Below are 25556 nucleotides of genomic sequence, written 5' to 3' on the forward strand. Positions count from 1 at the left end.
CCGCTCACGGGTCTCGGTGTCGTACTTCCTCGGTGCTGGCATGACTTCATTCTCCTGGTTCAATCAGGAGTCTCCACCCGACCCAGGACAGTTCACGGCTTCCTGGATTCACCGATGGCGCTTCCGGTTCGGCCGGACCTGATCGATCGGGTGCGTGGGGGCGGACACGGAGGGTGGGTGCGTCCGCGACCACGCGCCGGGAGGGATTCCCATGATCCGGTGGCTGGTCATCGCGGGCGCCTGGGTGCTGGGGTCGGCGTCGCTGCTGCTGGTCTTCTTCGTCTCGGCGTGGTGGCTGCTCGTCACGGTGATCGTAGCGGCGATCGCCATGGTCGGCGCCTGGGATCTGCTGCAGCGTAGGCACAGTGTGCTGCGGAACTATCCGGTGATCGGCCACGCCCGGTTCATGCTCGAGAGGATACGCCCCGAGATCCAGCAATACTTCATCGAACGATCCACGGACGGAACACCGTTCGACCGCGACACCCGCACCACGGTGTACGAGCGCGCCAAGGGCACCAAGGACGTGGAACCGTTCGGAACCGAACGGGACGTCACCGCCACCGGATACGAGTTCGTCACCCACTCGTTGCGCGCGCATCCGGCCTCCGATGACACACCACATGTTCGGATCGGCGGTCCACAGTGCACCATGGGGTACGACATCGCCTTGTACAACGTCTCGGCGATGAGCTTCGGCGCCCCGTCGGGCAACGCCATCGAGGCGCTCAACGGGGGCGCGGCACGAGGCGGGTTCGCCCACGACACCGGCGAGGGCGGTATCAGTCCTTACCACCTCGCGCAGGGTGGCGACCTGATCTGGGAGATCGGTTCCGGCTACTTCGGCTGCCGCGACGCCGATGGGCACTTCGATCCCGACGAGTTCGCCGCCAAGGCCGCCCTTCGGCAGGTGAAATGCATCTCCATCAAGCTCTCCCAGGGGGCGAAACCAGGGCTCGGCGGCGTCCTGCCCGCCGCGAAAGTCAGCCCCGAGATCGCCCGAACCCGGGGGGTGCCGGTCGGGCAGAGCGTGATCTCGCCGCCCTCCCACAGCGCGTTCTGCACACCGCTCGAGCTCATCGACTTCATCACCACACTTCGTGCACTGTCCGGCGGAAAGCCGATCGGCTTCAAACTCTGCGTCGGTTCCCGCACGGAATTCCTCGCCATCTACAAGGCCATGATCGAGACCGGCATCATCCCGGACTTCATCATCGTCGACGGATCTGAGGGCGGAACCGGGGCTGCCCCACTCGAATTCGAGGACCACGTCGGGATGCCGCTCACCGAAGGCCTGATGCTGGTGCACAACGCGTTGGTGGGCACCGGGCTGCGGGACCGGATCAAGATCGGCGCCTCGGGCAAGGTCGCCAACGGAATCGACATCATCAAACGCCTGATCCAGGGAGCGGACTTCACCCTCGCCGCCCGCGCGATGATGTTCGCGGTCGGCTGCATCCAGGCCCAACGGATGCCACACCAACCGGTGCCCCGTCGGTGTCACCACCCAGGACGCCCGCCGGGCCCGCGCACTGAATGTTCCGGACAAGACCACCCGGGTGTACAACCTCCGGAGATCGACCGTGGCGAGCGCCCAACAAATCCTGGCATCGATGGGGCTGGACGACTTCTGCGACCTCGATCCGTCGATGCTCAACCGGCGCATCCAGGGGCACCGCACGATGACCTACGCGGACCTACACGAGTGGCTGCAGCCAGGCGACCTGCTCACAGAGGACCCCCCGACGAGTTGGCTCCGCGACTGGACGAACGCCGACTCGTCAAGGTTTTGACGGCATCGCCGGTGTCTGTGGTGTTTGCCCGAGTCCCGCCGAGGCCGGCTACTTCGCACCACCTACCGCAGAACCTGCGCCCACGAGCGCGACGTCCCCGATGTCCGGGATCCGCCTGCGCCAACTCCTCGCCCGGCGCCTACCGACTCTCACCCAGCAACTCCTTCACCGACTGATGGGAACCGGGATCGATGTGCGGGCGACCGATCACGGCCCCGGGCGGGTCGACGAAGGACGCGACGTCACCGATCCTGGGGAGGGTCGTCCCAGATGGGTAACTCGAGGGCGGGTCCGAGGCGCAGCAGTTCGTCGCGGTGCATCGCACTCAGACGCGCCAGGATCAGCTGCCCGCTGTCGGTCAACTCCACCCGTACCGCCCGCGCGTCGGACGGGTGCGGCGCGCGCTCCACGAGACCCTGCTTCTGCGCCCGGTCGACCAGCTCCACCACGCTGTGATGCCGCAGCTGCAGGCGGTCGGCCAGTTCTCGCATGGTGGCCCATTCGCGGCCGGGAAACCCCTTGAGTGCGAGCAACAACTGGTAGTGCTGCGGGGTGAGGCCATGGTCACGAACCGTATCCTCACTGAAGCGCACATAGCGGCGGATACCGAAGCGGAAACGTGCCAGTGTTTCGAAATCCCGCTTCGTCAACGGCTCCGACTCCACGTGCTCCTCTGCAGTCACGGCACCTCGCCCCTTCAGTCGTCAGAACCGCCGCACTATATATCGTCATACGATACACCAGGGACGTTCTCGTGGTCATCACGCCTGAACGGGGCATTGCCCGACATCGTGCGACGAGTCCTTGGAGACAGCGCCGACGTCGATGCCACGGCGACGAGTACGTAACGCCCCGCCGTGCGATCGGCCACCGACTCGGCAATGTCGACAAAGTATCGCCGATTGGCGGTCGCGATTCCAGCGCAAACGATTTCCGATTCCCTCAGAAGAAGGACGCACATGAACTCATCATGTATCAGCACCGGCACTGCCCCGTGCAGCGGAGCGATGAGCACGGGCGGAAGATCGGCAACGAAAGCATCCGAGACTCGTTCGGGTGCAGTTGCGACAGGATCGCCGCAATAGGGTCGGGGAGAGGGTCGTTCACCCGCGGAGCCAAAGGAGCCGGCGGGCGAGTGTAGCCTTGAGGGTGCCGAGGGCCCGAACATGCGCGGTCAAGCCATGTCGTCCTCGGCGCCCGAACCGGCCCGATTACAGGGCCGAGAACTGGAGCGCCGCCATGGCGTCGAACGCGACCAATGTGTCGAACCTTGAACGGGCACTGGAATCAACGCCGTACTGCACGGCATGTCCGCACAGCCCGGATTCCCACGATGCGCTCGGTATTCGGTTTTGCGCCGCGACCGCGGACCGAAACCTCGGCCGAAAGTGCATCTGCGCTGGCGAACCGGCGACTGGACAGCACTACTCCCGGTACTGAACGAGAAGTACAGCTCGAAAAGCCCACCCAGGCAAATCCGCCCGATTCCCGGCGAGTACTACCGCAACCCCTATTCGCGCGGTGCGGGACCGGCACCCATGCGGCGACATCGCCGACCGCACCAATCGGCAACCGCCGCTAGAAAAGGGGGTAGCGGCGGTACTCCCACCTCTACTGGCGCGCAATCACCTTCGTGTCCGGCAGCGGCCGGCTTCCCGCGCTGCCGGATGTCGACCGTGATTTTCGCGAAAGTCGCATACGGATCGAGCGACGGGACCGGATATGTGGTTGGGCGCGAGCGTCTTCGCGCCCAAAGAAGGTCCACTACCGAACCACCGACGAGGAGCGCAGTCAACCGGGTGGCCGACGCCGCTCCTTCCCGTGCTGCAGGCGAAACATTTTTATCGTGATACGATATAAAAAGTGGTCGTCCCGGCACCAAGACCTCGCCGGGGGAGTCCGGGAGGTGCGCTGTGCTCAGCGACGAAGAACGAAATGCTCTGTGCGAGATCGAACAACGGCTGCTCGCAAGCAGCCCGGCGCTGGTCCGAGCGTTTCACGGCGTCACACCGCGCCCACCATACGATCGCAGTGTGCGGGTCCGGCTGAGAGTGCTGGTGCTCGCGGTGACGTTCGGAATGTTTGCACTGTTGGGTCCCCGCGTTTTCAACGAAGCCGAGATCACCATCCGGAAGAGTTCACCGACGCCACGTACAACACGGACGGTGCCTGCACGCAACCGTCTGACCGTCGGCGGTTCCCATTCCGCGAGCGCGATTCCGGTGAATACCGACAGCGTCCGGATCCTCGATCCATCGACGTCGACCGGTGCTGTGCTCATACCATGGCCACCCCGCGAGGCGCCGGCACCGCATTGATCGGCGAACTCGGAAATCCAACGCCTCGCGCAGGTTTGAGCGCCTCCACGAGTCGAGGCGCTGCTCGAGGAGCAGCTAACGGGGGGACGTGAGGTAAATTCATCGATTGGCAGCAAGCCCATGGTGACCGGGTATCGGTAGGGGCCACGGGCGGATAGGAGAACACCATGATTCTCTATGCGGTGGCCGTCTTGGTCGGACTCGGCCTGCTCGGGCTGAGCTCGAGCATTCGCGTCGTCAAACAGTTCGAGCGCGGCGTCGTGTTTCGGTTCGGACGCGTCCAGCCCGCCGTCCGCGCACCGGGCCTGATGTTGCTGATCCCGATCGCCGACCGGCTCGAGAAGGTGAACATGCAGATCATCACGATGCCGGTGCCCGCCCAGGACGGCATCACCCGCGACAACGTGACCGTCCGGGTGGATGCGGTCGTCTATTTCAACGTCGCCGATCCGGTGCGAGTGGCAGTGGACGTGCAGGACTACGTCTCCGCGATCGGTCAGGTCGCCCAGACGTCGCTGCGGTCGATCATCGGCAAGAGCGAACTCGACGACCTACTGTCCAACCGGGAGGGCCTCAACCAGGGCTTGGAGCTGATGATCGACAGCCCCGCGCTGGGGTGGGGTGTGCAGATCGACCGGGTGGAGATCAAGGATGTGGTCCTCCCCGATTCGATGAAGCGGTCGATGTCGCGCCAGGCCGAGGCCGAACGTGAACGGCGGGCCCGCATCATCACCGCCGACGGCGAACTGCAAGCCTCGGCGAAACTGGCCCAGGCCGCCGAGACCATGACGGAACATCCCGCCGCCCTGCAACTGCGGCTCCTGCAAACCGTCGTGGAAGTCGCGGCCGAGAAGAACTCGACCCTCGTGCTGCCGTTCCCGGTCGAGTTGCTCCGCTTTCTGGAACGAGCGACACCGCACACCGCCCAGGCTCCGCCGCGAACAGCCGAACCTGCAACCACAACCACTCCTGCCAACGTAAACGACGAACCGTCGACCCGGCACACACAACACACGCCCGTCGACGCCCGCGGATTCGCCCTCGAGCAATCACGATTCGGATAGGGCCAATAGTCCCCTCAGGCTCCAGAGCGGTGACCGCCGGTTCCGTTCGGGGGATCCTGGGCAGCATGCGGTGTATCGGGAGCTGTGGTTCACCCCGACACCACGGTAACCTCTGTTGCGGGACTCGCGGTAGGGGACAGGACCGTCACCCCTCGCCTTCCGGCTTCCAGGATGTCGCCCTGCGGGCCTTGGGGTCTGACTGACCGCACTGACCTGCGCCCGACCCACCACTGCCCCGCGGACCACGGCCCCGTTCTGACCGCGGCCGGACGGCACGGCTCGACGTGCGGGTCGAGGGTTTTATGGATGCGATGAGTATTCAGGCAGTCCTACGGTGATGTCAGAACTGATTCGAGACCCACTCGCGCAAGACCACGGCTTGGTTGTGCTCGAGGTCCCTCGCCGAATACAGCAGCACCACAGTCCCGTTACGCGCCGCCTCGACGATCGGTTGGGCGGCAGTGCGATTGGTGTCGAGTTCGTGAAGGTAGCGGGTGCGGAACTCCGGAAAGCGATCCGCCTGGTGGCCGAACCAGGTCCGCAGCTGCGTGCTGGGCGCCACCTCTCTGATCCAGGCGTCGCAGTCGAGGTCCGCTTTCGCGATGCCCCGTGGCCACAGTCGATCTACCAAGAAGGTTGGCGAGGTCTTCTTGGTGCCGCGAGCGTCATAGGCTCGCACCAACTCGATCGGGCCCATAGATCGATCATGACACGAAATGACGGTGCCCACAACGAATGACAAGCCCGCGGTGCACTGTGGCGGTGGCGGTGAAGACCGCGGACACCGCACTGATGGATGACAACCTGCTGAAGCTGCCCGAGTCGATCCACCTGGCGAAGCGCACCACGGCCGTGCACCGCGGCCGTGCACCGCGGCAGACCATCGCTGTGGCGCCGGCAACCGTGTCGTGGTGCCGGCGGGCGTCTTCGTCGGCCACGCCACGATCCCCATCGGGATGCTCGTGCACGAACTGTCGGTGCTCGTGGCCCTCGTCAACGCGATGCGCCTGTTACGTGGGAGGGGATCTCGCGTCCGCACATCACGCGGCGCCCCCGGCGCGAGAGAGGGTCCGGACCGGTTTTCCGATCCGACAACCGACCACTGAGCTAACCTGTGGACAATCCGAGACGAGCTCCCCGAAACCGTAATTGACGAGGTTGGAGTCGATAACCATGTCTGTCACCATGAACAACGAGGGCCCGGGTTCCGTCGCGCTACCACCGGTCCCCGAAGGCGCCGTGATGGTCACGTTGAAGATTCGCCGGTTCAACCCCGAGGACCCGGGCAAGGCCGGATGGGCGAGCTTCGAGGTTCCCTGCCTGCCCACCGATCGGTTGCTCAACCTGCTCACCTACGTCAAGGGGTATCTCGACGGGACCCTGACCTTCCGCCGCTCGTGCGCGCACGGCGTGTGCGGATCGGATGCAATGGTCATCAACGGAGTCAACCGGCTCGCGTGCAAGGTGCTCATGCGCGACATGCTGCACAAAGACGGTAAGAACACCACTGTCACGATCGCACTCCTCAAGGGACTCCCGGTCGAGAAGGATCTCGTCGTCGACATGGAGCCGTTCTTCTCGGCGTACCGCCAGATCAAACCGTTCCTGATGACCTCGGGTCAGGAGCCCACCCGCGAGCGGATCCAGTCCCAGGCCGATCGTGCCCGGTACGACGACACCACCAAGTGCATCCTGTGCGCGTGCTGTACCGAGTCGTGCCCGGTGTATTGGGCGGATGGTAGCTATTTCGGGCCGGCCGCCATCGTCAACGCCCATCGCTTCATTTTCGACAGCCGCGACGAAGGCGCCGGGGAGCGGATGGACATTCTCAACGGCGTCGACGGCGTCTGGCGTTGCCGCACCACGTTCAATTGCACGGACGCTTGTCCGCGCGGAATCAAGGTGACGCAAGCGATCACCGAAGTCAAACGCGCGTTGCTGTTCAACCGCAAGGCAGTAGTGCGGTAGTCGCACGAGTTCTGCACCGCCAGGCCTTGAACCGGGGTCTTGAGGCCCTGGTCGGGGAAACGAAAAGGTGTCACCCTGTTGCTTCCCCGATCGACTCACTGTTGCTGTTGGGTGAGTCCCGCGAGCATCCGATGCACGTGGGCGGCCCGGCACTGTTCACTCCACCGCGGGGTGACGGCGGCGGAGGTGCGGGGGCGGTTCGAGAGACGCAGTCCGCATGGGTGCTCTCCGGGCAGGACGTGGACCGGGGCCACCACTCCCGTTCCGGCCGGCGGTCGCTGCCCCGGTGGGCATGGCGAGCCGCTCAGGTGACGAGGAGCTGTCGCAGCACGTATTGCAGTATCCCGCCGTGCCGGAAGTATCCCGCCTCCGCGGGGGTATCGATCCGCACCGTGGCCGGAAATTCCTGTACTTGACCATGGTGGTCGGCTCGGACGGTGACCTCGGTAGGGAAGTCCGCGCCCGGGTCGCCGCCCTCGAGTCCGGTGATCGAGTATTCCTCTTCACCGGTCAGCCCCAGGCTTTCGCGGGTGCGACCGGGCGGGAACTGCAGGGGCAGCACCCCCATGCCGATCAGGTTGGAGCGGTGGATGCGTTCGAACGATGTCGCGAGGACCGCTTTGACCCCGAGCAGCAGTGTTCCCTTGGCCGCCCAGTCGCGCGAGGACCCAGATCCGTATTCGGCGCCGGCGAGGATGATCAGCGCAGTGCCCTCGGCGGCGTAGGCGTTCGCGGCGTCGAAGATGCTCATCACCTCCCCGCCGGGGAGGTGGCGGGTGACGCCGCCCTCCGTGCCCGGGGCCAGCAGATTCCGCAGGCGGATGTTGGCGAAGGTGCCGCGGATCATCACCTCGTGGTTGCCGCGCCGGGATCCGTAGGAGTTGAAGTCGGGCGGTTCGACGCCATGCTCGCGCAGGTAGATACCGGCCGGGCTGTCGCGGCGGATCGTGCCCGCGGGTGAGATGTGGTCGGTGGTCACCGAATCCCCCAACATGACCAGCACCCGGGCGCCGGTGATGTCGGAGATCGGTTGCGGTTCGGGCTGTATGCCCTCGAAGTACGGTGGCCGCCGCACATAGGTGGAGTCCTCGTGCCATTCGAAGATCTCGCCGGAGGCGACATCGAGGCCGCGCCAGTTGTCGTCACCGGCAAAAACATTCGAGTAGCCGTCGGTGAACATCTGCGACTGCAGGCATTCGTCGATGACTGCCTTGACCTCCTCGGTGCTCGGCCAGATGTCACGCAAATACACCGGCTGCCCGTCCGACCCGGTCCCGATCGGGTCACGGCGCACATCGGCGAGCATGGTCCCGGCGAGTGCGTACGTGATGACCAGCGGCGGGGAGGTGAGGAAGTTCATCTTGCACTCGGCGTGGATGCGGCCCTCGAAGTTACGGTTCCCGGACAGCACCGCGCAGGCGGTCAGATCGTGTCCGGTGACCGCGTCGCTGACCTGGGGGATCAACGGACCGGAATTACCGATGCAGGTGGTACAGCCGTAGCCAACGAGTCCGAAGCCGAGCCGTTCCAGATAGGGGGTCAGCCCGGCCCGTTCGTAGTAGTCGGTGACCACCCGCGATCCCGGGGCCAGCGACGTCTTCACCCACGGTTTGCGGGTCAGGCCCGCCTGCACGGCCTTCATCGCCAGCAGGCCCGCACCGATCATCACCGACGGGTTCGAGGTGTTGGTGCACGAGGTGATCGCGGCGATGACCACGTGCCCGTGATCGACACTGTGCACCTCGCCGTCGAGGACCACCTCCACCGGGTCGGAGGGCCATTCATGGCTCTTCCCGCACCGGCACGGTGCCGCCGGCCCGTCCGAGGCGCGGTCGTGGTCGATCGCGATCGGATCGCTGGCGGGGAATGACTCGTCGGATGCCTCGTCGAGGCCGGCTTCCAGCGCAGTCGGCAGTGGTCGGCCCGCCAGCAAGGACCCGACGGCGTGCGGCGCGAGGGCCAGCGGGATGCGGTCCTGGGGTCGTTTCGGGCCCGCGATGGAGGGCTCGACGGTGGCGAGGTCGAGCTCGACGGTGTGGCTGTACGCCGGTTCTTGATCGGGGTCGTGCCACATTCCTTGTTCTTTGGCATAGGCCTCGACGAGTCGGATCTGCTGCTCGGGTCGCCCGGTCAGACGCAGATAGTGGAGGGTCTCGTCGTCGATGGGGAAGATGGCGCAGGTCGAACCGTATTCGGGGCTCATGTTTCCCAGGGTCGCCCGGTTGGCCAACGGGACGTTGGCGACGCCAGGGCCGTAGAACTCCACGAATTTGCCGACGACACCGGTCTTGCGGAGCAATTCGGCGATCGTGAGGACGAGGTCGGTGGCGGTGGTGCCCTCGGGTAGGGTGCCGGTGAGTTTGAGCCCGAGGACCTGCGGCAGGAGCATGCTCATCGGCTGGCCGAGCATGGCCGCTTCCGCCTCGATTCCGCCGACTCCCCAACCGAGCACGCCGAGGCCGTTGATCATCGGGGTGTGCGAGTCGGTGCCGACGAGGGTGTCCGGGTAGGCGAGGGGGCCGTCCGGTGTGTCCCGTGTGAAGACCACGCGGGCCAGGTATTCGAGGTTGACCTGATGGCAGATGCCGGTATCGGGTGGTACGACCAGAAAATCGTCGAAGGCATGCTGCGCCCACCGCAACAGCTGGTAGCGCTCCTTGTTGCGGGAGAACTCGAGGTCGGCGTTGACCCGGTAGGCGTCGGGCCTGCCGAAGACGTCCGCGATCACCGAGTGATCGATGACCAATTCGGTGGGAATGAGCGGGTTGATCTTTCGCGGGTCGCCGCCCAGCGCCGTCATCGCGTCCCGCATCGCCACCAGGTCGACCACACACGGCACGCCGGTGAAGTCCTGCATCAGCACCCGGGCGGGGGTGTATTGGATCTCGGTGTGGCCGGGTTTGCGCGGTGACCAGGAGGCCAGGGCCGAGACCTGTCCGGCGGTGACCAGGCGGCCGTCCTCGTTGCGGAGCAGATTCTCCAACAGCACCTTCATGCTGTAGGGAAGCTGCACGTCGGTCTCGATCGCATCCAGTCGGTAGATACCGTACGTCTGGTCTTCGACCGTCAGTGTGGAGCGCGCGCCGAAACTGTTGCCGCTCACGGTTCGGGCTCCCCGGTAGTGGTGTGGCCACTATGGTTCATCGCGTTCAGGGCCAGCGTGGAGTGCGCGAACGCACCACCGGCCCGCATTTCCGCCGCGACCCAGATGGCTTCCATGATTTCCTCCGGCTCGGCGCCCGTGCGGCCGGCGAGTTTGGTGTGCCCGGTGATGCAGTACGGGCACTGCGTCACATGGGCGACCGCGACCGCGATCAGCTGTTTCGTCTTCTCCGGCAGCGCACCGTCGGCGAAGACGGTGCGACTGAAACTCTCGAAGGCGTCGTGAATTCCGGGTGCGAGCGCCTTGCGGCGCTCCGAAATCTCCGGCGTGGTGGGCTGATACAGCGACTCGGGCATGCAGCTGTCCTCCTGTTTCAGCGTTGCCAGCAGTGACGCAGACACCGCAGCAGCAGCGCGGACCTTGCCTGCCACCATAGCCCGTCCGCATCAAATTGCCAGGGCCGAATGTCCCCACCTCCACGACCGATCCGGTGGCTCGACGGTGCAGACGCAGTGGGCGATCTGCAGGACAGCGTGGAACGATTGATCATCGGCCCGATTCGCTTGCCGCATTGCGCGGCGCCATGGTTGCGAGGGACAATACTGGATGCGTGCGTTCCGATCTGAGCGACGAGACCACCCCGCGCCGTGAGCGGTACGGTGAAGATCACGGACCGCCTGGGCGTAGGAGATGAGATGTGCGCTGCCAAGGTTGCCTCGTCGGTGATGCAAGTGGCCGAGTTGGATCGGTCGGTGAAGTACTACTGCGACGTCTTCGCCTGCCGTGTCGCTGTGCGCGAGCCCGATGCAGCACTCCTTCTGACGCCGGACGACTTTCAGATCTACATGTACGCCAAGAAGGGGGCTTCGACCCGTCGCGGGGTAAGCGTGATCGGCGTCCACTACGTCATGTGGGCCGCCGACACCGAGGACGAGTTGGCGCGGATCACCGAGCGACTACGCACATATGACGCGGCCACATACACGCAGACGGTCGGCGGGGTGACGTTCGTCGATGGTTGCGACCCGGACGGCATCCGTGTCATCGTCGCCTACCCGGGCCCCGAGCAGCTACCGCGGGAGCTGATCGCGCAACGATTCCGCGGGTGACCACGACCGTTGGACAAGCACCGTCGGGTCATCGAGCCTCATGAGGTATCGGGCACGGTTCGGTCAATTCCGCCGACGATGCCTGATCGGCATATCCTGACACTGGTGGATCAGCACCTAGCCGCGGATTTCGCCAATCACGGGGTTCCATTTGCTGATGAGAACCTTTGATACGAGGTTTGCTCGAGCAAATGGATCGTGCGTGAACAGACGTGTGACGGTGTCTTTGTCGGCAGCGTCGACGATGAACTGGGCGCCGGTATGGTCGGCCCGGGGACCCGATGACAGCACCACTTTGCGGCGGATCAATTCGGCGAGCCACGCATGGTGGTCGGTTCGGTGATCATCACGACCGGAGGACGTTGCGGGGCTGTAGGTGTATTCGACGACGAAGACGGGCATGCTCTTCTCGTTCTCTCGTGAGTCGGTCTATTCAGTGTGCATCCACGCTCGATTCAATACCGGTTCTTCTCGCGCGATTCCTTATGACGGTTCATCAGGAGTGGGGGTCAGGTACGCCAGGCAGAGCGACGGCTCGACGAACGGCTCGAGCCGATCGGCCGCGAGCGGTGCCCGCACCTCGGCCAGCGCCCCGCGGATCAAGCCCAGGTGCAGCGAACACACCACGTCCCGGTGTTGCTCGGCTACCTCCCGGAATGGGCAGTGCCGCAACGGGATCACTGGTCGAGTGAGGTTCTCCACCACGCCCGGGGCGAAGCCGGACTCGGCCAGCACCGTCGACAACCGGCGGACCCCGTCGGCGGCGTCCACCCGCTGCGACGGGGCCGGCCGATCCGCGAGGTAGCGACCCCACGCCTCCCCGGCCGTCTCGGCAGCCCGGCCGGGCTCCGGCAGAGTGTCGGCGATAAGGCCGGTCAGCATCTCCGCCAGCAACCGATAGCTGCGCTGGCCGGTGGACGCATCGGAGATGGTAGCGGCATAGACCATCCGGGGCCGACCCGGCCGGCGGCGGTCCTCGGTGCGACGTTCGGCCAGGCCGGTGTCGACCAATCCGTCCAGATGGAACCGGGCCGTATTCGGATGCAGGTCGACCCGTTCGGCGATGTCCTGTACGCCCATCGGTTCCGCCGCGGCGCACAGCAGACCCAGCACCCGGTTCCGGGTCTCCCCGAGCGCGGTCGGCAGCGTGGGGTCGGTCAACGTCTGCTCGCTCATACTGCCTACTTTAGCCGAGATAATTAGTAGAAACCATCCGTATCGGCGAAGGATGCAGCGCGCGGTCGATCATCGGATCGCGCGAGGTCAAGTACCCCTAGTGATGCTAGTCACACGCGTTTCACCTTCCGGCGGACGGGGAGTTCGCACTATTCTAATAGTAAATATTAGTTGTTGTATGAGGTAGTGCTAGCTTGCTCTCCTCGCGCAGAGAGAGGACCTCGTCGTGACCGCATCATTCGACATCACAGACACTAAAATCGGCTCCGGTGTTCGGGCCGGCTCAGCCATCCGAGACGACGCTGACCGTCTGCTCCGCGAGTATCGGGCGAAAGCCGCACTGGTGACCGAGTTGTCACTCGATGGCCCACTGTCGGCGAAGTCGTACGCCGGGATGAACCTCCCCACCGCCCGCCGTCGACGGCATCCGGCCGCCAGCGACCCGCCTTGGGGCCGTGCCGAGGTCGAGGCACTGCCGTCTGGTTCGGCACTGCTCGTGGTCACGCGGGGACCCAACCGCGGTGACTGGTTCCTGCTCGATCAGACGGTCACCACGATCGGTCGCCACATCGACAGCGACATCTACCTCGACGACACGACCGTCGGCCGCCGCCACGCCCAGATCCGGCGTGACAAAGACACATTTCGGGTGACCGATGTCGGCAGCCTCAATGGCACCTACCGCAACCGGGCACCGGTCGACACCGCACTGCTCGCCGACGGTGACGAGATCAAAATCGGAAAATTCCGGCTCGCGTTCCTCATCACACCGCTGTCAGCGGCAACAGATCAATGACCCCGACGGAGTGAGTGATACGGCGTTCCTCGTCGACCATGATCGCCCCGCAAGCTGTTGCGTGGCGTCCTCGGCCGGCTCGAGGCACCGGAAGCCGATAACCGGCTCATCCCGTGGGAGAACCGCTCACACTTGCGTGGTCCGACCAGCGGGCCGGAGTCTGCGGTGCAGATGGTGTAGCCGTATCCGAAGAGTCCGAAGCCGAGTCGTTCCGTGGGGGAGCAGTCCGGCCCGTTCGTAGTATTCGGTGACAGTACACGTGGTTCAGGGGTCAGTGACGTTTTCACCCACGGTTTGCACGGCCCGCCCGCGCCGACGGTGGGGGCTGGCTCCTCAACGGCGCGAAAATGTTCATCACCAATGCGGGAACCGACATCAGTCTCGGTGCCACCATCCTTGCGGTCACCGGGAACAATGCGGATGGAACCAAGCGGTACGGGACATTCTTCGTGCCGCCCGGCACGGACGAATATACCGTCGGACGGCCACTCCGCAAGATCGGATGGCACGCGATCGATACCCGCGAATGGATCTTCAACGATTGCTGGATCCCGGCCGAAAACCTGATCGATGAGGAGGGCAACGGGCTGCGTCAGTTCCTCGACGTGCTCGATGGCGGGCGCATCAGCGTCGCAGCCCTCGCGCTGTCACTAGCTCAGGCGGCCCTGGATCTCGCCGTCGGGCACGCAACCCAACGGGAACAGTTCAGCCGGTCCCTGTCGAAATTCCAAGCGGTGCAGCACAAGATCGCCGACATGGCGACCGAGGTCGAAGCGGCACGCAGCCTCGTCTACCGGGCCGCCTGGCTCGCCGACAACGACCGACCCTTCGGTCAGGCGGCCGCAATGACAAAGTTGTACGCCTCCGAGGCCGCAAACAGAGCGGCGAGCGCCAGCATCCAGATTCACGGCGGATACGGCTACATCCGCGAATCGAAGATCTCCCGCTTCTACGCCGATGCCAAGATCCTCGAGATCGGAGAAGGCACCAACGAGATCCAGCGCAACGTGATCGCACGGGATGTCCTCGGCTCCGTGCGACGCTGAACTGCATAGGGCAGTCGGGACGTCGCCAGCCCACCGGGACCTGGCGATAACCGCCGGTAGCAATGCGTCGCACGCGATGTGAAGTGCATCGTCCACCCGTTCATGGCCAGGTGGGTCGTAAAATCCACACGTCTATGCATCGAAAATTCGCTCGAATTCGCCCACATGCGTTGTGACTCACGGACTGTACGTACGGTATCAGGTGTTCGGTTGACAACGGTCGGCAAAACGTGACGACGGAAGCGGTGCTACTCAGTGATCGAGCATGTGAGCCGGACACGCGCGGCAAGGGGATTGCCGATCTGTCCGGCTCGATTCCTCACAATGCGATGGAGCCGAAGCAACCCTCCCCAATCCACGCACCTCGACGGCGTGGCCACAGTGACTCAGGCGCCATACACCCACGGCTGGGTTGTCCCGGCAGCCTCCTGGGAGGTGCAGCGTTCGCGTAACGGCGCACCGACGCTGGCCACGAGCAACGATCCCTATTCCGGTGGGTCGTCGCAATGGACTCCGGCGACGTCGTCGAGGAACGAAAGTTGCGTCACCAATTCGCTCATGTTCGTGGTTCCATACAGTTCGAGTTCGACCTCGACGCTGCCGGTGAGTGGCAGCACCGTGTCCAGATTGTCGCGCAGGCGGGTGAGGACGCCGCCGTTGTCGGCATCGGGGTGTCGGGTGGTAAAACCCTGAACGGCGAGCCCGTGCTCGGTGCAGGCCGAAATGATGCGCCGGAGTGCGCCGGTGCCGTCGGCGTAACGCACTCGTAGGAGGTGCTGGCTGGACTTACCGAGCCGGGTGGAACGGACGACGACCGGATACGCGAAGGCGATGACGAAGTGGCAGCCGGTGACGAACACCGCCGGAAGGATCAGCCCGGCACCAGACGCGGTCCCGATCGCGGCGGTGAGCCAGATCGACGCCGCGGTGGTCAGTCCGCGCACCTTGTTGCGGCGGACGAAAACCAGCCCGGCGCCGATGAAGCCGATTCCGGAGACGATCTGGCCGGCCACCCGCGAGGGGTCGAGCGTGACCAGGCCCTCGGCGAGGACATCGCTGAACCCGTACTTGCTGACGATCATGAACAAGGCGGCTCCGAGGCCGACGAGGGTATGGGTGCGCATCCCGGCGGACTTCTGCCGCAGTTGCCGCTCCATACCCACCGCCGTGGACAGCACCACCGCCACCGACAACACCGCCAACATCTGCCACCAGGACGGGTACGAGGTCACTAACATCGCGCGAATATTCCTTTGACGATAAGACAATAAGAACGGCCGCGTCCGTCACGCTGGAACATACGGTCCGCAAGCGTGCCGGTGCCGGCGTTGTTGAAGGTCGGGTCTACTCTGCTTCTGGACGGGACGACGAACTTGCCGCCACCAACGGTGGGTTGGAAGGTTCGAAGCCGGAAAGGTTGTTGGCCTCAAGGCACTCTCGCAACGTGGGCGTCTCATCGCTGCGACTCGGAGCGGTGCGCCACACCTGCGTCTCGAATGGGAAGATCGACTCCCGCCGTCGACGTTCGAGGTCCCTGACAGGTGTCACGGCGGGCGAGACACGCGGTACCGCAACCGGTGTCGGTGTCGTCAGTGTCCTGGAGGGGCGACGACGTGCGACAACCTCGAGCAATGCGACAGCGCCGATCGCGGCGGCAACCGCCACGGTGAACCCCCAGCGCTGCAAGTCCTCCGGCGACGCCGCGACGGCCGCGTGAAGCGAGGTCACGAACAGCGCACCGGCGGCCGCGACCGATACGAGCGTGGACCGCCGGTCTCGGGCGGGGGCGAGCGCGTGAGGCAGCAAACAGCTTTCAGCACTGTCACAGAGCTTGCCGAGTTCGTCATGCAGAAACGCGATCTCGTCCCCCGTGTGGTGGACCAGCGTTGATCGAAGGTGTGTCGATTCGATCCGTGGCGGGCGTCGGTGTGCATCGGTGAGATGTGCTTGCAGAAGCTGTGTCTCGATCATCCGCGTGCGGGCCGCCGCGATGTCGCCGAGGCCCGCGAGAGCGCCGCGTTCGCTCAGTTGGCGGCGGTTGCGCAGCAGCGACAGTACGCGGCGGTGGTCCGCCGAGTGCTGTGCGCGGAGGGCGACCCAGCCGATGAGGCTGTAGAGCATCTCACGGGTGCCCCGATCGACATGGCCGGGACCGGTAGCGGGGGAACCGGCGCCGATGGCGAGGGCTCGGGCGTCCTCGCGAATCACGATCCCCGATCCGAGGCTTGGCGCCCCGTCGGTGAGCGGGGCGCGGTTCCAGCGCAAGTGTCCACGGTAGGAGCGGGACGCGGCCCCCGTGCAGGGTGTGGTGCCCGGTTCGTCGACCAGTCGCCGTACCGTATCGACCCCGTCGGTGTGGACCTCGATGATCAGGCCCTCGAGGGTGTCCCGCTCAGTCCAATTGGGGCCGTGCATTGTCAGGCTGCGCAGCGGCCGGTAGACCTCTGATCTGGGCAGTCGGGTGTCCAGCCGCGGGAAAATGTCGGTCGGGCTCGCCTCGGTCGTCAGCCCGAAGGGACGAAGAAATGCTTCGATGGCGGCCCAGAATTCTCCGCTACCGCCGCCGCGGAGCGGGTCATTGTTCCGGTCGATCAGACTGCCGGCGCGGTCGGGGGTGAGTTCCTCGCAGGCCAGCACCAGCCCGTTGCCGGGTACCTCCCACAGTGACAGGCACGTTGCCGGGTAACCGACGTAGCGGCGTTGTGGGCTGTCAGGTGCGCGGTGTCCATCGAGTGCGAGGCCGAAGGTAACCGGGGGACTGCTGCGATCGACGATGTGCCGGAACGCCAGCAACTGTGCGTGCGGTCCATCGTCTCCGGTCGCGGAGGGGGCGCTGATGCGGGCCGGCAGGAACGGTTCGACCTCGTCGACCGCGGGTACCGGGACCGGGTCGGCGCTTTCGACGATATCCAACGGCAGCAGGATGACCCGCAACAGTGCCCGGCGTGTCCTCGACGACAGCGAGGTCGGGTCCGGCCGACGGGTGACGAGTCCAGGACGTTTCATTTCTGTTCCATCAATTCTCGACGCATCCGGCACTCCTGCGCCGACCAATAGGCGGCAGGGGAGACGGTCATCTCACCGGATGTTGTGTGAGTGCCCCTGTCTCGCTCACCCTGAACTCGTTGGGAACACGCCCGCCCCGGCCGCGGCGGGGTCGGGACGGGCGTGTCAGAGGCCGGAAGTTGGCCTCCCGATCGGGTGGTCACACGCGGGGCGGACCGATACAACTGCGGTGTGTTTCCATCGAACTCGGCAGGGTTTTGTGAGCCGTTTTCGCTGCTGTAGGAAATTGGAAGAGAGTGCAGTGGCTGATATTTTCTCGTTCCGAGCCGTTCTCTTCCGAAGCTGCTACGTCTGATGTGGGCGCGGGTCTGGGCTGTTGGCCGAGTTCGCGGGGCAACATCATCGATCCTCAGGCAGCGAAGAGGGCGGGGCGCGGTGTTGACGCCAGTGTCGCGTCAGCTCTTCCGCTTTCGGGTGACTTGAGTGGACGCGAGCGCCTTCTCTCGCTTCTCCGCCCGGCGCTCCTTGAGGGCCCGCGCGGACTGTTTTGAACACTTGACGGCGGACTTGTCAGCCATTGTCGGTCCTTTCCGAATCGGCAACCGCGAACTGACCTCGACCATACCCAACAAACGAAATAAGTCCAGTTCAGCGGCCGAAACGCGGCGGCTCGGTGTTGCGCGGTTGGTGACGACCGGGTCGGTTGGTGCGCCGGCGGGCTGTTTCCCGATCCGAGATTCTCCCCGACCCAGCTGCGCCCGGTGCGGTCGTCGTGCCGTCGTCCACCGGGAGTTTCCGAGGTGCAAGGCGCGCAGGAAATTTCACGGACTTGCGTATTTCCTACCGATGGCTATGGTGCAGGGCAGCATTAGTGGCATCTAGTTGGAGGACTGAAATGTGAGCGCAGCTACCGATCGTCAGTGGGCGGTTCGTGACGCTGTTCTGCGTTGGCTTCTCGCGAAGACAACGGAGGGTTATCGCAGCCCGATTCTGGACGCGGATGCCATCGGAGCAGAGGTCGGGTGGGTGGCTTCGCCGCTCACCCGCGACGAAGTGGTTGACGCCTCGATGTTCCTGTTCAAGGAGAACTATGTGACAGGCGTGCCGGTGATGGGGATCGGTATTCCACGACCGATGCTGACTGTCGCGGGACGTCGGGTGGCCAAGGCCGGCAAACCGCTGAGGTCCAAGGTCGACGCTCACGAGGCGAAGGTGCGTCGGCGTCTGGCGGCTCCGCTTGCGGAGGCATCCGCGACGACGGCGGCAGTGAAGTGAACGAGAGAATGGCTCGACCGGTCACTCGACGATGAGTACGTGAGCACTTGCTTGAGCGCGAAACCTGTGCGGTCCGCGCCGTCGTCGGCGCAAACCACGCCGGCACCGACGAGGCCACCCTGTCCGGTCGCGCCACGAGGTAGGAGCCGGGAGTGTCCGGGTACGCACACTCCGTCGCGAAGGTCGGACCCGCCGGTCGACTATTTTCATTTGTGCGCGACCGGTACGGCCTGGCCCGTATGTCGGCGACGGCCGGGCAGAGTGCATCACCGAAAAGGCCGGAGCGATAATAGGATTCATCATGAGGCCAATTGGACGTCAAGGTGCTCCGCATATTGTAACGTGGGTGCTGGAAGGATCGGCCGAGGTGTGCAGCGCGATCCACAGTTTCGCCGGCCGTCGCCGTTCGCGTGATTCACCGGCGGGCACATTGTTCGCTGGTGAGGGGGTAACGGTCGGCAATGACTTCGCGGCCTTCTCGTCGGGTGACTGCATGCCGCGATCTGGCCGATTGCGCTCGGAGCCAACCAATTAATTCTAGGCGAACGCAGGAATCGTCCATCATGAGTGTGACACCCGACCGTGAGTGTGACACCCGACCGTGAGTGTGACACCCGACCGTGAGTGTGACACCCGACCGGAGGACATCGTCGACGCTCGCCGGTGCCAAGTCGGTCAGCACCGCGGAGATCAAGACCCCACTCGCCGCGATGCTCGCTTATGGCAACGCCGACACGCCTTCGCCCAGTTGCCGACCCGCGGGCCGCGAGCGAACTGATCTCTACCGCATCACGATCCGCACCGGCGGCAAACCTTGGCCCACCCCGAGGAGGACCTGTCCCGTGAACCTCAATGTCGTCTTGCTGCTACTCGTCCTCGCCGGCAGAATCGGTGGCACCGCCGCCATCCAGGCAGTGTTGCGCCGCGGCGGCGACCGTGGTGCGGTGTTCCACATCGACGGCTGATCAATCCTTCTCGGAGCCAGGCCCCCGGGGTCCGCGAAGGGCAGAGGTGAGCGATCCTGCGATGGGGGTGGGTCTGGTCCGGACGCTGCCGTGGATCCCGTGCCGCCCAATTGAAGTGCAGGTCCCTGCCGCCGGGTGCGTGCGGGCCCCGGACGAATGCCTTGCCGACCTCGTCGACCCACGGCACCGAGTATCCCACCAGGGCCAACCAGTATGGGCGAACACGCCTGCTCGGAGAGTGGCACCGTGGTGTCGAAGAGGCCCTGCAATACGTCGAGGTGCACCTTCAGGCCGATCCCGGCGACTTCGTCTATGGCGACGAATCGGGAACCAGTCCGAAGACGGCGGTGGCCAGCCAGTCGCTGACGACCGTTTGATCACTACCCCCCGGCGCCAGTCCGCTCTTGGTTTTGGTCTTCCGGATGCAGCCGCATAGGAGCGTCCCGAGCGAGCGCCGGTGCAGGGCTGCAGCTGTGAGTGGCGGTGAGGAGACCAGGATGTTCAGATCACTCGGGTTCTCCTCTGGTCTGCCGGCCCGATCGCTACGGGGACGAGCACTTGATCACCGGAGTGTTTCCGTCCGAGATGCACCCGGCGAGGACCTCGATTGCCGTTGTCCCGATCGCCCTGCCGAACTTGCGTTTGAGAGCTGCCCGCACCGTGGAAGATGATGCACCCTGGTGTGCGCGGTACACCTGGTCTACGCCCCGCTGGATGTTCGCCGCGACGATGGGCACCAGATCCGCCGCACACCCGATGTCTATGCGCACCGCAACCTCGACCACACCGACCTCGATTCTCGTGCATCACCGCACGCTCGTCCTGAGATACTAAGATATGCAGGAAGACTCAGCGAATTCGCCTATTAGTTTGCCGATTTGGCTATGGTGCATGCCCTCGCGGCTAGGATCTGTGGGGCGGAGGCTGTGCCGATCGGGCTCCGATTCCGGTTCCTCGCTCGGGTCGAGAGCGCGCCGATCGACCGGCGGGGATGCGTCGCACCGTTCGGAGTGGTGCCGCGCGCCAGAGTCGGCCACTGCGACAAACACTGTCACATCGGTCGGCACTGCTCGGCCAAGGAATGCGACCGATCGATCGGTAGGGCGTCAGCTATTGCCGCGACCTGGACCTTCATCGGATTTATTCCTGCACAGCCAGATACATCCGCACCTTCGCCGAAGTGAACCGCTCGTAAGCGGCCCGCGTATCAGTGTCGGGTCGCAGATCGGCCACGGCGATGTGCGTGGTCCGCGACACAGAACCGAGCACCCCATCAACGGTCGCACCCACGACCTCCGACTTTACCTAGGTAAGGACTAGGTAAAGGCCGGTGGTCTCTGGATCTCCATTCATGGAAGCTGGAGTGGCGGAACATATCAGGCGGCGCCGACAGTGAGGCGCGAGACATCGCCCGACACGCGCCGACGCCACCTGTACCGCCGTACCGCCCGATGTAGCGAAAGGACTCTCATGCCGACCGACACCTCAGCAGTGTCCGGACGTGGGCCTTCGCCGCAGCGTGCGGACGCGCAGTTGCTGTCCGGCGCGGCTGCAGTTCTGGCCGCGCAGCGCGCCTGCAGCCATGACGCCGGCTTCGATGCTCTCCTCGATGTGGCCCGCCGTAGCCACGTCAGCGTCACTACCGCAGCTGTACGTATCCTGTCGCGGCCGTCTGCGGATCGCGGTGGCCGTGAGCGGCGTCCCAGTGCAACAGCGCATCTGCCGCGCCGCGACGGCGGCGGTGGTGTCAATGGATAGGAATCCGCCGTGGTCGATCCCGAAGGATCCGCCCATGGTGGCGGTCACCGTTGATTCCGGTGAATGGCGGGTGCGTGCCGCGTGCCGCGGCGCCGATCTGTCGGTGTTCTTCTCCCCCGACGGCGAACGGCGCTCCGCTCGCGATCGGCGTGAAGTGCGGGCCCGGCGGATCTGTCAGGTCTGCCCCGTGCTGGTGCGGTGTCGCGATCACGCGCTGACGGTGGGTGCATCCTACGGCGTGTGGGGTGGCATGACCGAGGCGGACCGACGAAAACACACCCACCGTGCCCGCCGCGGTGAGCGTCGACCGTTCGCGTCTTTCCACGAGCGTCCTGCTGGCGCTGCATCGGTTGTACGCCGGGCCGCATTCACCGTGTCGTCCGACCCTGTGTACACCGATGGGGCGTCGAGGGGTGGCCCCACCGCCGGGTGACACCCGCTCCGACCTGGACCGGGGCGGATTCGTACCGTCGGACGCTTCGGCGAGGCACGGAAGCACCGTGGGCATGGCGCCGGCACCGCCCCAGCGGCCCGAAGGTCAGACCGATGACGGCTCGAGTCGAGTTTTCACGTACCGTCGCCAGAGACGAACGGGTCCCGCAGGCTAACCTGCTCGTGCGAATTCCGGTCTCCTGTCGAGTGCAGACGTCTTCGTCGAAATCCAGATCCGCAGACCATTGCGATGAGATTCTCAGCGAGTTTCGTGCACAGGTCTTTTGAGGGCGAAGACCGCATACACCGCCCCGGTGGACCAGAACTGCACCGGCAGTTTCATCGCGCGCTGCCACCGCACACGATGTACTGAATGCCCTCCACGATCAACGGCAGTATTACTTCTCGGGTCGAGTCCCACGGCACCTACCGTGCACCCGGTGCAGAAAATCGCGATTCGAGGGGCGCCCACTCTGTGGGGCGGTGACCGACGACGAGTACACGCGCAACAATGCCCACGGGCACAACGAAATTGGCGATGATGGGCATTGTGGGCTCCCGGTTGGGTCGGTGATCTGGTGATCATCGACCCAACCAGGAGCCGACCTTCTTCGGTTGTCGGCGAGGCACAGGCGAGCCAATTCGAGTTCTCACACGCACTCTGGCGCAGCTGCTGGAATGGCCCATAACCGATCATGAGGCCGGCATGGACTGTCGTCGGACTCGGGCTTCGCGTGCTGGGGCCACTGGAGTGCGGCATGTAAGCGCGATCGTTACGGCACTGAGGCCGAGACCACCGGCGCCGAGCGTTCGTCGCAGCGCGTCCTCGTTCGCGCACCGGCTGTCGGAGCTATGTGACGAGCACCTGTCCGAGCCGACGGCGCTGGGCAGATGGTTGCACGCGCTGGGCTTGCCACATCCAGTGCAGTTGCTCGAGTCGGGCGGTGGTGCCGATCAGCAGGTCCTGGGTAACCGGGTCTGCCTTCTCGGTGGGCTCGATGCGGGCCCGCAACCGCTCGATGACGGCGGCCAGGTTCGCGACGATCGCCTCAGCCACCTCGGCGTCGGGTGTCCAGCCCTCGGCGAATCCCGTGGTACCCGCGTCCGCGGCCACGGTGGCTGCGCGGCCGTCCGGGCTGACGCCGATCGCGGTGGCGCGTTCGGCCGCCTCATCGGTGAAATTGCGTGCGACGGTGGTCAGCTCGTCGAGGGCGGGGTGTACCGCCAGGAAGTGGGGTCCGATGACGTTCCAGTGGGCCTGTTTGGCGATCAGGCTCAGGTCGATCAGGTCGACGACGGTGCCCTGTAGTGCCGTGCCGGCGATCCGTTGCTGCTCGGTGTCGAGGGTGGTGGTGATGGGGGTGGGGGTCATGGTTGCTCCTGTCGTTTTCGTAGGTCGGTGTCAGGGTCCTTGGTGTGGTCGTCCAGGCCGAGGTCGTCCCGATGGTGCTGTCGGCGTGGTGGGGGACCGCGCCAGTCGGTGAGATCGGTACCCACGTGTGCTGCGGGGTGTGTCCGGCGCTCTGCGATCTCAGGCACTGTCCTCCGAGAGCGCAACGGGGCAGTCCCAACCGTGTTCTACTCAGCATCGCTGAGCCGGTGTGCGAGCACTGAACCGGCGTTTCCGGGCCGGGTGCCGTGATCGGTCTCGGGGGCGAACATCACCTCGAGATGGGCCTTGATCTGGCGGGTGCTCATCGATCCGCCGTGGGCGAAGGATCGATGGGTTGCCGCGCCGGGCGTGCGCGATCGATACATTCCTCGTTCTCTCTTTCTCGGCCTCGGGCCGCTACCGGCGCCGGGGGGCCGTGCGTGCGGAGCAGCGTGACGACGGGAGCCGCGATCAGAGTGCCTTCGGCCACAGCCAGGTCGGCGTGGCTGCGGACTGATCACTCGGGCCGTCGGGGCGATGCCGAAGCACCATCGTCGCGCACGCGGTGCAGTGATCACCGCGGTGCACTGTTGCCAATAGCTTGTGTCTCATGGACCACCACCTAGTCTTCAGCGGCAATGGACACGACGCGGGTCCCCGGTACGGTCTTGCTCAACGCGATCGCGATGCGGCGTTCGGATTCGTCCGCGAACGGGCCTGCGATGGTGACGCAGCCCTCCACGACCGTCACGCGCCAGCGTCCGTCCCCGGTATAGTCGTCGAGGCGGCGTTGCGCGCCTACAGCGATCGTCTCGTCCGGTTTGAGCATCAACCGCACCACGTCACTGCGGCTGAGGATGCCCACTACTCGCCCGTCGATATCCACGACCGGCAGACTGCGTAGTCCCTGCTGAAGCAGCATCTGGGTCACATCGGCCAAATAGTGATACATCGGCGCAGCAACGGCGGGTGCAGTCATCACCTCGCCCACCGTCTCCGAGCACGCTTGTCCGGCCCGCAACACGTCTCCGCTGTTCAACATCCCAACCAACCGGTCGTGGTCGTCGACCACCGGCACCGCCGCGAACCCGTACTCGGCCAGCAGCACCGCGGCCGTGCGCATACTGTCGGATTGGCGCACCACTCGAACCGGTCGCTGCATCACGTTCAACACACGCATCGTCACCACTCGTTTCAGTCGCTCCGACACCCAGCATTAAAGAGCGCCGGAAGTTGGCCCCCCGATAGGTCTCACGCGGATGCCGACCAATGACATACGCCGTGTTTCCAGAACACTCTTCAGCGCTTTCTGAGCCTTTTCCGATTCGGTATACGAGCGGAAAGGAGGGAAGCCCGGCGAGGTCCTCACCCGAAGTAGCTGGAACCCGAAATTGCTAATCCGTGATGGGCGAGTCGGCTCTTCTCTTGGCCGAGCGTCGGGGCCGACATTCCAACCCTCAGGCAGTGGCGAGGATGGCGGGGAGGTGGCGATGCTCCAGGATGACGTCAGCTCTTACGCTTTCGAATGAACTGAGTCGATTCGAGGGCCTTCGCTCTCTTCTCCGCCCGGCGCTCCTTGAGAGCACGTGCAGACTGTTTTGAACTCTTGACGGCGGACTTGTCAGCCATTGTCGTCCTTTCCGAATCGGCAACCGCGAACTGGCCTCGACCATACCCAATTAAAGAAATAAGTCCAGTTCAGCGGCAGATTTGGGGGAACCGCACGTCTACCGAGTCATGCACAAAAGGCCGGTTCGGATCGCGTCGACGGTGACGACGGGATCGCTAGAATGTTGTCACCAGTCCAGTGCGAAATGACCTGCGCCTCAATTATTCCCGCGCCGACCGTCTTGCAACACGAGGACCGGTTCCGAAATGCTAAGACGCGCAGAATAGTTCGATACTTGCCTATTCCTTGCCGACGGCTATGGTGCATGGAGGCATCAACGGCATCTACTGGAGGACTGAAGTGTGAGTGCAGCTACCGATCGTCAGTGGGCGGTTCGTGACGCTGTCCTGCGTTGGCTTCTTGCAAAGACAACGGAGGGTTATCGCAGCCCGATCTTGGACGCGGATGCCATCGGAGGAGAAGTCGGGTGGGCAGCGTCGGCGCTCAGCGACGACGAGGTGTACGACGCCTCGAACTATCTCTTCAAGGAAGGCTATGTGACAGGCATGCCGGTGAAGGGTGTCGGGATTCCACGACCGATGCTGACTCTTGTCGGACATCGTGTGGCCATGACAGGCAACCCCCTGCGGTCCAAGGCCGACGCTCGTGAAACTAAGTGGTCTGATTCGTTAATTCGTCGGGGGTTGTTGCCAGGCGGTGGGGTCGGCGAGGTAGAGCCCGCAGGCGCAGTCGAGTGCGTCCTCGG

The 25556-nt window shown here is 64.8% G+C and carries 24 protein-coding genes and 2 pseudogenes; 14 read left to right on the forward strand and 12 right to left on the reverse strand.

Annotated features, from left to right (window positions below; translation table 11 throughout):
- Positions 1 to 211 precede the first annotated feature (211 nt).
- Positions 212 to 1793 (forward strand): annotated as a pseudogene (locus tag ACFWAY_RS46905) (FMN-binding glutamate synthase family protein).
- Positions 1794 to 2035: 242 nt separating this feature from the next.
- Here the strand turns inward: ACFWAY_RS46905 and ACFWAY_RS46910 are convergent.
- The gene (locus ACFWAY_RS46910; protein ID WP_378515416.1) at positions 2036 to 2476 is read right to left on the reverse strand and encodes a MarR family winged helix-turn-helix transcriptional regulator; all 441 of its coding nucleotides are present in this window, start codon (positions 2474 to 2476) and stop codon (positions 2036 to 2038) included.
- A gap of 556 nt (positions 2477 to 3032) precedes the next feature.
- On the opposite strand from ACFWAY_RS46910, the gene ACFWAY_RS46915 reads away from it, so the two are divergent.
- The 3 genes from ACFWAY_RS46915 to ACFWAY_RS46925 all read left to right on the forward strand — a co-directional run bounded on the left by ACFWAY_RS46915 (position 3033) and on the right by ACFWAY_RS46925 (position 5175).
- Positions 3033 to 3233, forward strand: coding sequence for an RGCVC family protein (locus tag ACFWAY_RS46915; protein WP_378515417.1), 201 nt, complete (start codon positions 3033 to 3035; stop codon positions 3231 to 3233).
- Between the two features lie 473 nt (positions 3234 to 3706).
- On the forward strand, positions 3707 to 4111 hold the full coding sequence (locus ACFWAY_RS46920) for a DUF3040 domain-containing protein (RefSeq protein WP_378515418.1): 405 nt from the start codon (positions 3707 to 3709) through the stop codon (positions 4109 to 4111).
- 167 nt (positions 4112 to 4278) lie between these two features.
- On the forward strand, positions 4279 to 5175 hold the full coding sequence (locus tag ACFWAY_RS46925) for an SPFH domain-containing protein (protein ID WP_378515420.1): 897 nt from the start codon (positions 4279 to 4281) through the stop codon (positions 5173 to 5175).
- 340 nt (positions 5176 to 5515) lie between these two features.
- On the opposite strand, the gene ACFWAY_RS46930 is transcribed toward ACFWAY_RS46925, so the two are convergent.
- Positions 5516 to 5872 carry a DUF488 domain-containing protein gene (locus ACFWAY_RS46930; protein ID WP_378515422.1) on the reverse strand — a complete coding sequence of 119 codons (357 nt, stop codon included), beginning with the start codon at positions 5870 to 5872 and terminating at the stop codon, positions 5516 to 5518.
- Positions 5873 to 6348: 476 nt separating this feature from the next.
- Between ACFWAY_RS46930 and ACFWAY_RS46935 the strand changes: the two genes are divergently transcribed.
- Entirely contained in the window at positions 6349 to 7143 is a 795-nt protein-coding gene (locus ACFWAY_RS46935; RefSeq protein WP_378515423.1) for a succinate dehydrogenase iron-sulfur subunit, read from the forward strand.
- 304 nt (positions 7144 to 7447) lie between these two features.
- Here the strand turns inward: ACFWAY_RS46935 and ACFWAY_RS46940 are convergent, their stop codons facing one another.
- Positions 7448 to 10246, reverse strand: coding sequence for an aconitate hydratase (locus tag ACFWAY_RS46940; protein ID WP_378515424.1), 2799 nt, complete (start codon positions 10244 to 10246; stop codon positions 7448 to 7450).
- Positions 10243 to 10680 carry a carboxymuconolactone decarboxylase family protein gene (locus ACFWAY_RS46945; RefSeq protein ID WP_378515426.1) on the reverse strand — a complete coding sequence of 146 codons (438 nt, stop codon included), beginning with the start codon at positions 10678 to 10680 and terminating at the stop codon, positions 10243 to 10245. Before ACFWAY_RS46945 ends, ACFWAY_RS46940 begins: the two co-directional genes overlap by 4 nt.
- 261 nt (positions 10681 to 10941) lie before the next feature.
- Here ACFWAY_RS46945 and ACFWAY_RS46950 point away from each other — a divergent pair, with 261 nt between their 5' ends.
- Positions 10942 to 11355: a VOC family protein gene (locus ACFWAY_RS46950; RefSeq protein ID WP_378515428.1), complete on the forward strand. Its 414-nt coding sequence runs from the start codon at positions 10942 to 10944 to the stop codon at positions 11353 to 11355.
- Between the two features lie 117 nt (positions 11356 to 11472).
- Here ACFWAY_RS46950 and ACFWAY_RS46955 read toward each other — a convergent pair whose 3' ends face one another.
- The gene (locus ACFWAY_RS46955) at positions 11473 to 11757 is read right to left on the reverse strand and encodes a YciI family protein (protein WP_378515429.1); all 285 of its coding nucleotides are present in this window, start codon (positions 11755 to 11757) and stop codon (positions 11473 to 11475) included.
- Positions 11758 to 11838: 81 nt separating this feature from the next.
- The gene (locus ACFWAY_RS46960) at positions 11839 to 12531 is read right to left on the reverse strand and encodes a helix-turn-helix transcriptional regulator (RefSeq protein WP_378515431.1); all 693 of its coding nucleotides are present in this window, start codon (positions 12529 to 12531) and stop codon (positions 11839 to 11841) included.
- Between the two features lie 226 nt (positions 12532 to 12757).
- Here ACFWAY_RS46960 and ACFWAY_RS46965 point away from each other — a divergent pair, with 226 nt between their 5' ends.
- The 3 genes and pseudogenes from ACFWAY_RS46965 to ACFWAY_RS46975 all read left to right on the forward strand — a co-directional run bounded on the left by ACFWAY_RS46965 (position 12758) and on the right by ACFWAY_RS46975 (position 14373).
- Positions 12758 to 13327 carry an FHA domain-containing protein gene (locus tag ACFWAY_RS46965; protein ID WP_378515432.1) on the forward strand — a complete coding sequence of 190 codons (570 nt, stop codon included), beginning with the start codon at positions 12758 to 12760 and terminating at the stop codon, positions 13325 to 13327.
- 317 nt (positions 13328 to 13644) lie between these two features.
- Positions 13645 to 13860 (forward strand): annotated as a pseudogene (locus ACFWAY_RS46970) (acyl-CoA dehydrogenase); the annotation flags it as partial.
- Between the two features lie 15 nt (positions 13861 to 13875).
- Positions 13876 to 14373: an acyl-CoA dehydrogenase family protein gene (locus tag ACFWAY_RS46975; RefSeq protein ID WP_378515452.1), complete on the forward strand. Its 498-nt coding sequence runs from the start codon at positions 13876 to 13878 to the stop codon at positions 14371 to 14373.
- 485 nt (positions 14374 to 14858) lie between these two features.
- Here ACFWAY_RS46975 and ACFWAY_RS46980 read toward each other — a convergent pair whose 3' ends face one another.
- Together ACFWAY_RS46980 and ACFWAY_RS46985 are read right to left on the reverse strand one after the other, a co-directional pair.
- Positions 14859 to 15611, reverse strand: a complete 753-nt coding sequence (locus ACFWAY_RS46980; RefSeq protein ID WP_378515434.1) for an MgtC/SapB family protein — start codon at positions 15609 to 15611, stop codon at positions 14859 to 14861.
- A gap of 106 nt (positions 15612 to 15717) precedes the next feature.
- Entirely contained in the window at positions 15718 to 17379 is a 1662-nt protein-coding gene (locus tag ACFWAY_RS46985; protein ID WP_378515436.1) for a hypothetical protein, read from the reverse strand.
- Positions 17380 to 18276: 897 nt separating this feature from the next.
- On the opposite strand from ACFWAY_RS46985, the gene ACFWAY_RS46990 reads away from it, so the two are divergent.
- The 3 genes from ACFWAY_RS46990 to ACFWAY_RS47000 all read left to right on the forward strand — a co-directional run bounded on the left by ACFWAY_RS46990 (position 18277) and on the right by ACFWAY_RS47000 (position 19996).
- Entirely contained in the window at positions 18277 to 18654 is a 378-nt protein-coding gene (locus tag ACFWAY_RS46990) for a serine recombinase (RefSeq protein ID WP_378515438.1), read from the forward strand.
- A 620-nt stretch (positions 18655 to 19274) separates the two neighbouring features.
- Positions 19275 to 19619: a hypothetical protein gene (locus tag ACFWAY_RS46995; protein ID WP_378515440.1), complete on the forward strand. Its 345-nt coding sequence runs from the start codon at positions 19275 to 19277 to the stop codon at positions 19617 to 19619.
- A gap of 161 nt (positions 19620 to 19780) precedes the next feature.
- Entirely contained in the window at positions 19781 to 19996 is a 216-nt protein-coding gene (locus ACFWAY_RS47000; protein ID WP_378515441.1) for a hypothetical protein, read from the forward strand.
- 165 nt (positions 19997 to 20161) lie between these two features.
- Here the strand turns inward: ACFWAY_RS47000 and ACFWAY_RS47005 are convergent, their stop codons facing one another.
- On the reverse strand, positions 20162 to 20389 hold the full coding sequence (locus tag ACFWAY_RS47005) for a hypothetical protein (RefSeq protein WP_378515443.1): 228 nt from the start codon (positions 20387 to 20389) through the stop codon (positions 20162 to 20164).
- Positions 20390 to 21104: 715 nt separating this feature from the next.
- Positions 21105 to 21425: a hypothetical protein gene (locus ACFWAY_RS47010; RefSeq protein WP_378515445.1), complete on the reverse strand. Its 321-nt coding sequence runs from the start codon at positions 21423 to 21425 to the stop codon at positions 21105 to 21107.
- On the opposite strand from ACFWAY_RS47010, the gene ACFWAY_RS47015 reads away from it, so the two are divergent.
- Entirely contained in the window at positions 21412 to 21810 is a 399-nt protein-coding gene (locus ACFWAY_RS47015) for a WhiB family transcriptional regulator (RefSeq protein ID WP_378515446.1), read from the forward strand. The genes ACFWAY_RS47010 and ACFWAY_RS47015 overlap by 14 nt on opposite strands.
- Before the next feature lie 849 nt (positions 21811 to 22659).
- Here the strand turns inward: ACFWAY_RS47015 and ACFWAY_RS47020 are convergent.
- On the reverse strand, positions 22660 to 23181 hold the full coding sequence (locus tag ACFWAY_RS47020; RefSeq protein ID WP_378515447.1) for a Dps family protein: 522 nt from the start codon (positions 23179 to 23181) through the stop codon (positions 22660 to 22662).
- Between the two features lie 622 nt (positions 23182 to 23803).
- Complete coding sequence (locus ACFWAY_RS47025; RefSeq protein WP_378515449.1) at positions 23804 to 24361, reverse strand: HPP family protein; 558 nt, start codon at positions 24359 to 24361, stop codon at positions 23804 to 23806.
- Between the two features lie 791 nt (positions 24362 to 25152).
- Between ACFWAY_RS47025 and ACFWAY_RS47030 the strand changes: the two genes are divergently transcribed.
- Positions 25153 to 25556: hypothetical protein (locus ACFWAY_RS47030; RefSeq protein WP_378515451.1), on the forward strand; the 404-nt coding region annotated here is incomplete at its 3' end.

Source organism: Rhodococcus sp. NPDC059968, assembly GCF_042738615.1.
Lineage (GTDB): Bacteria > Actinomycetota > Actinomycetes > Mycobacteriales > Mycobacteriaceae > Rhodococcus_F.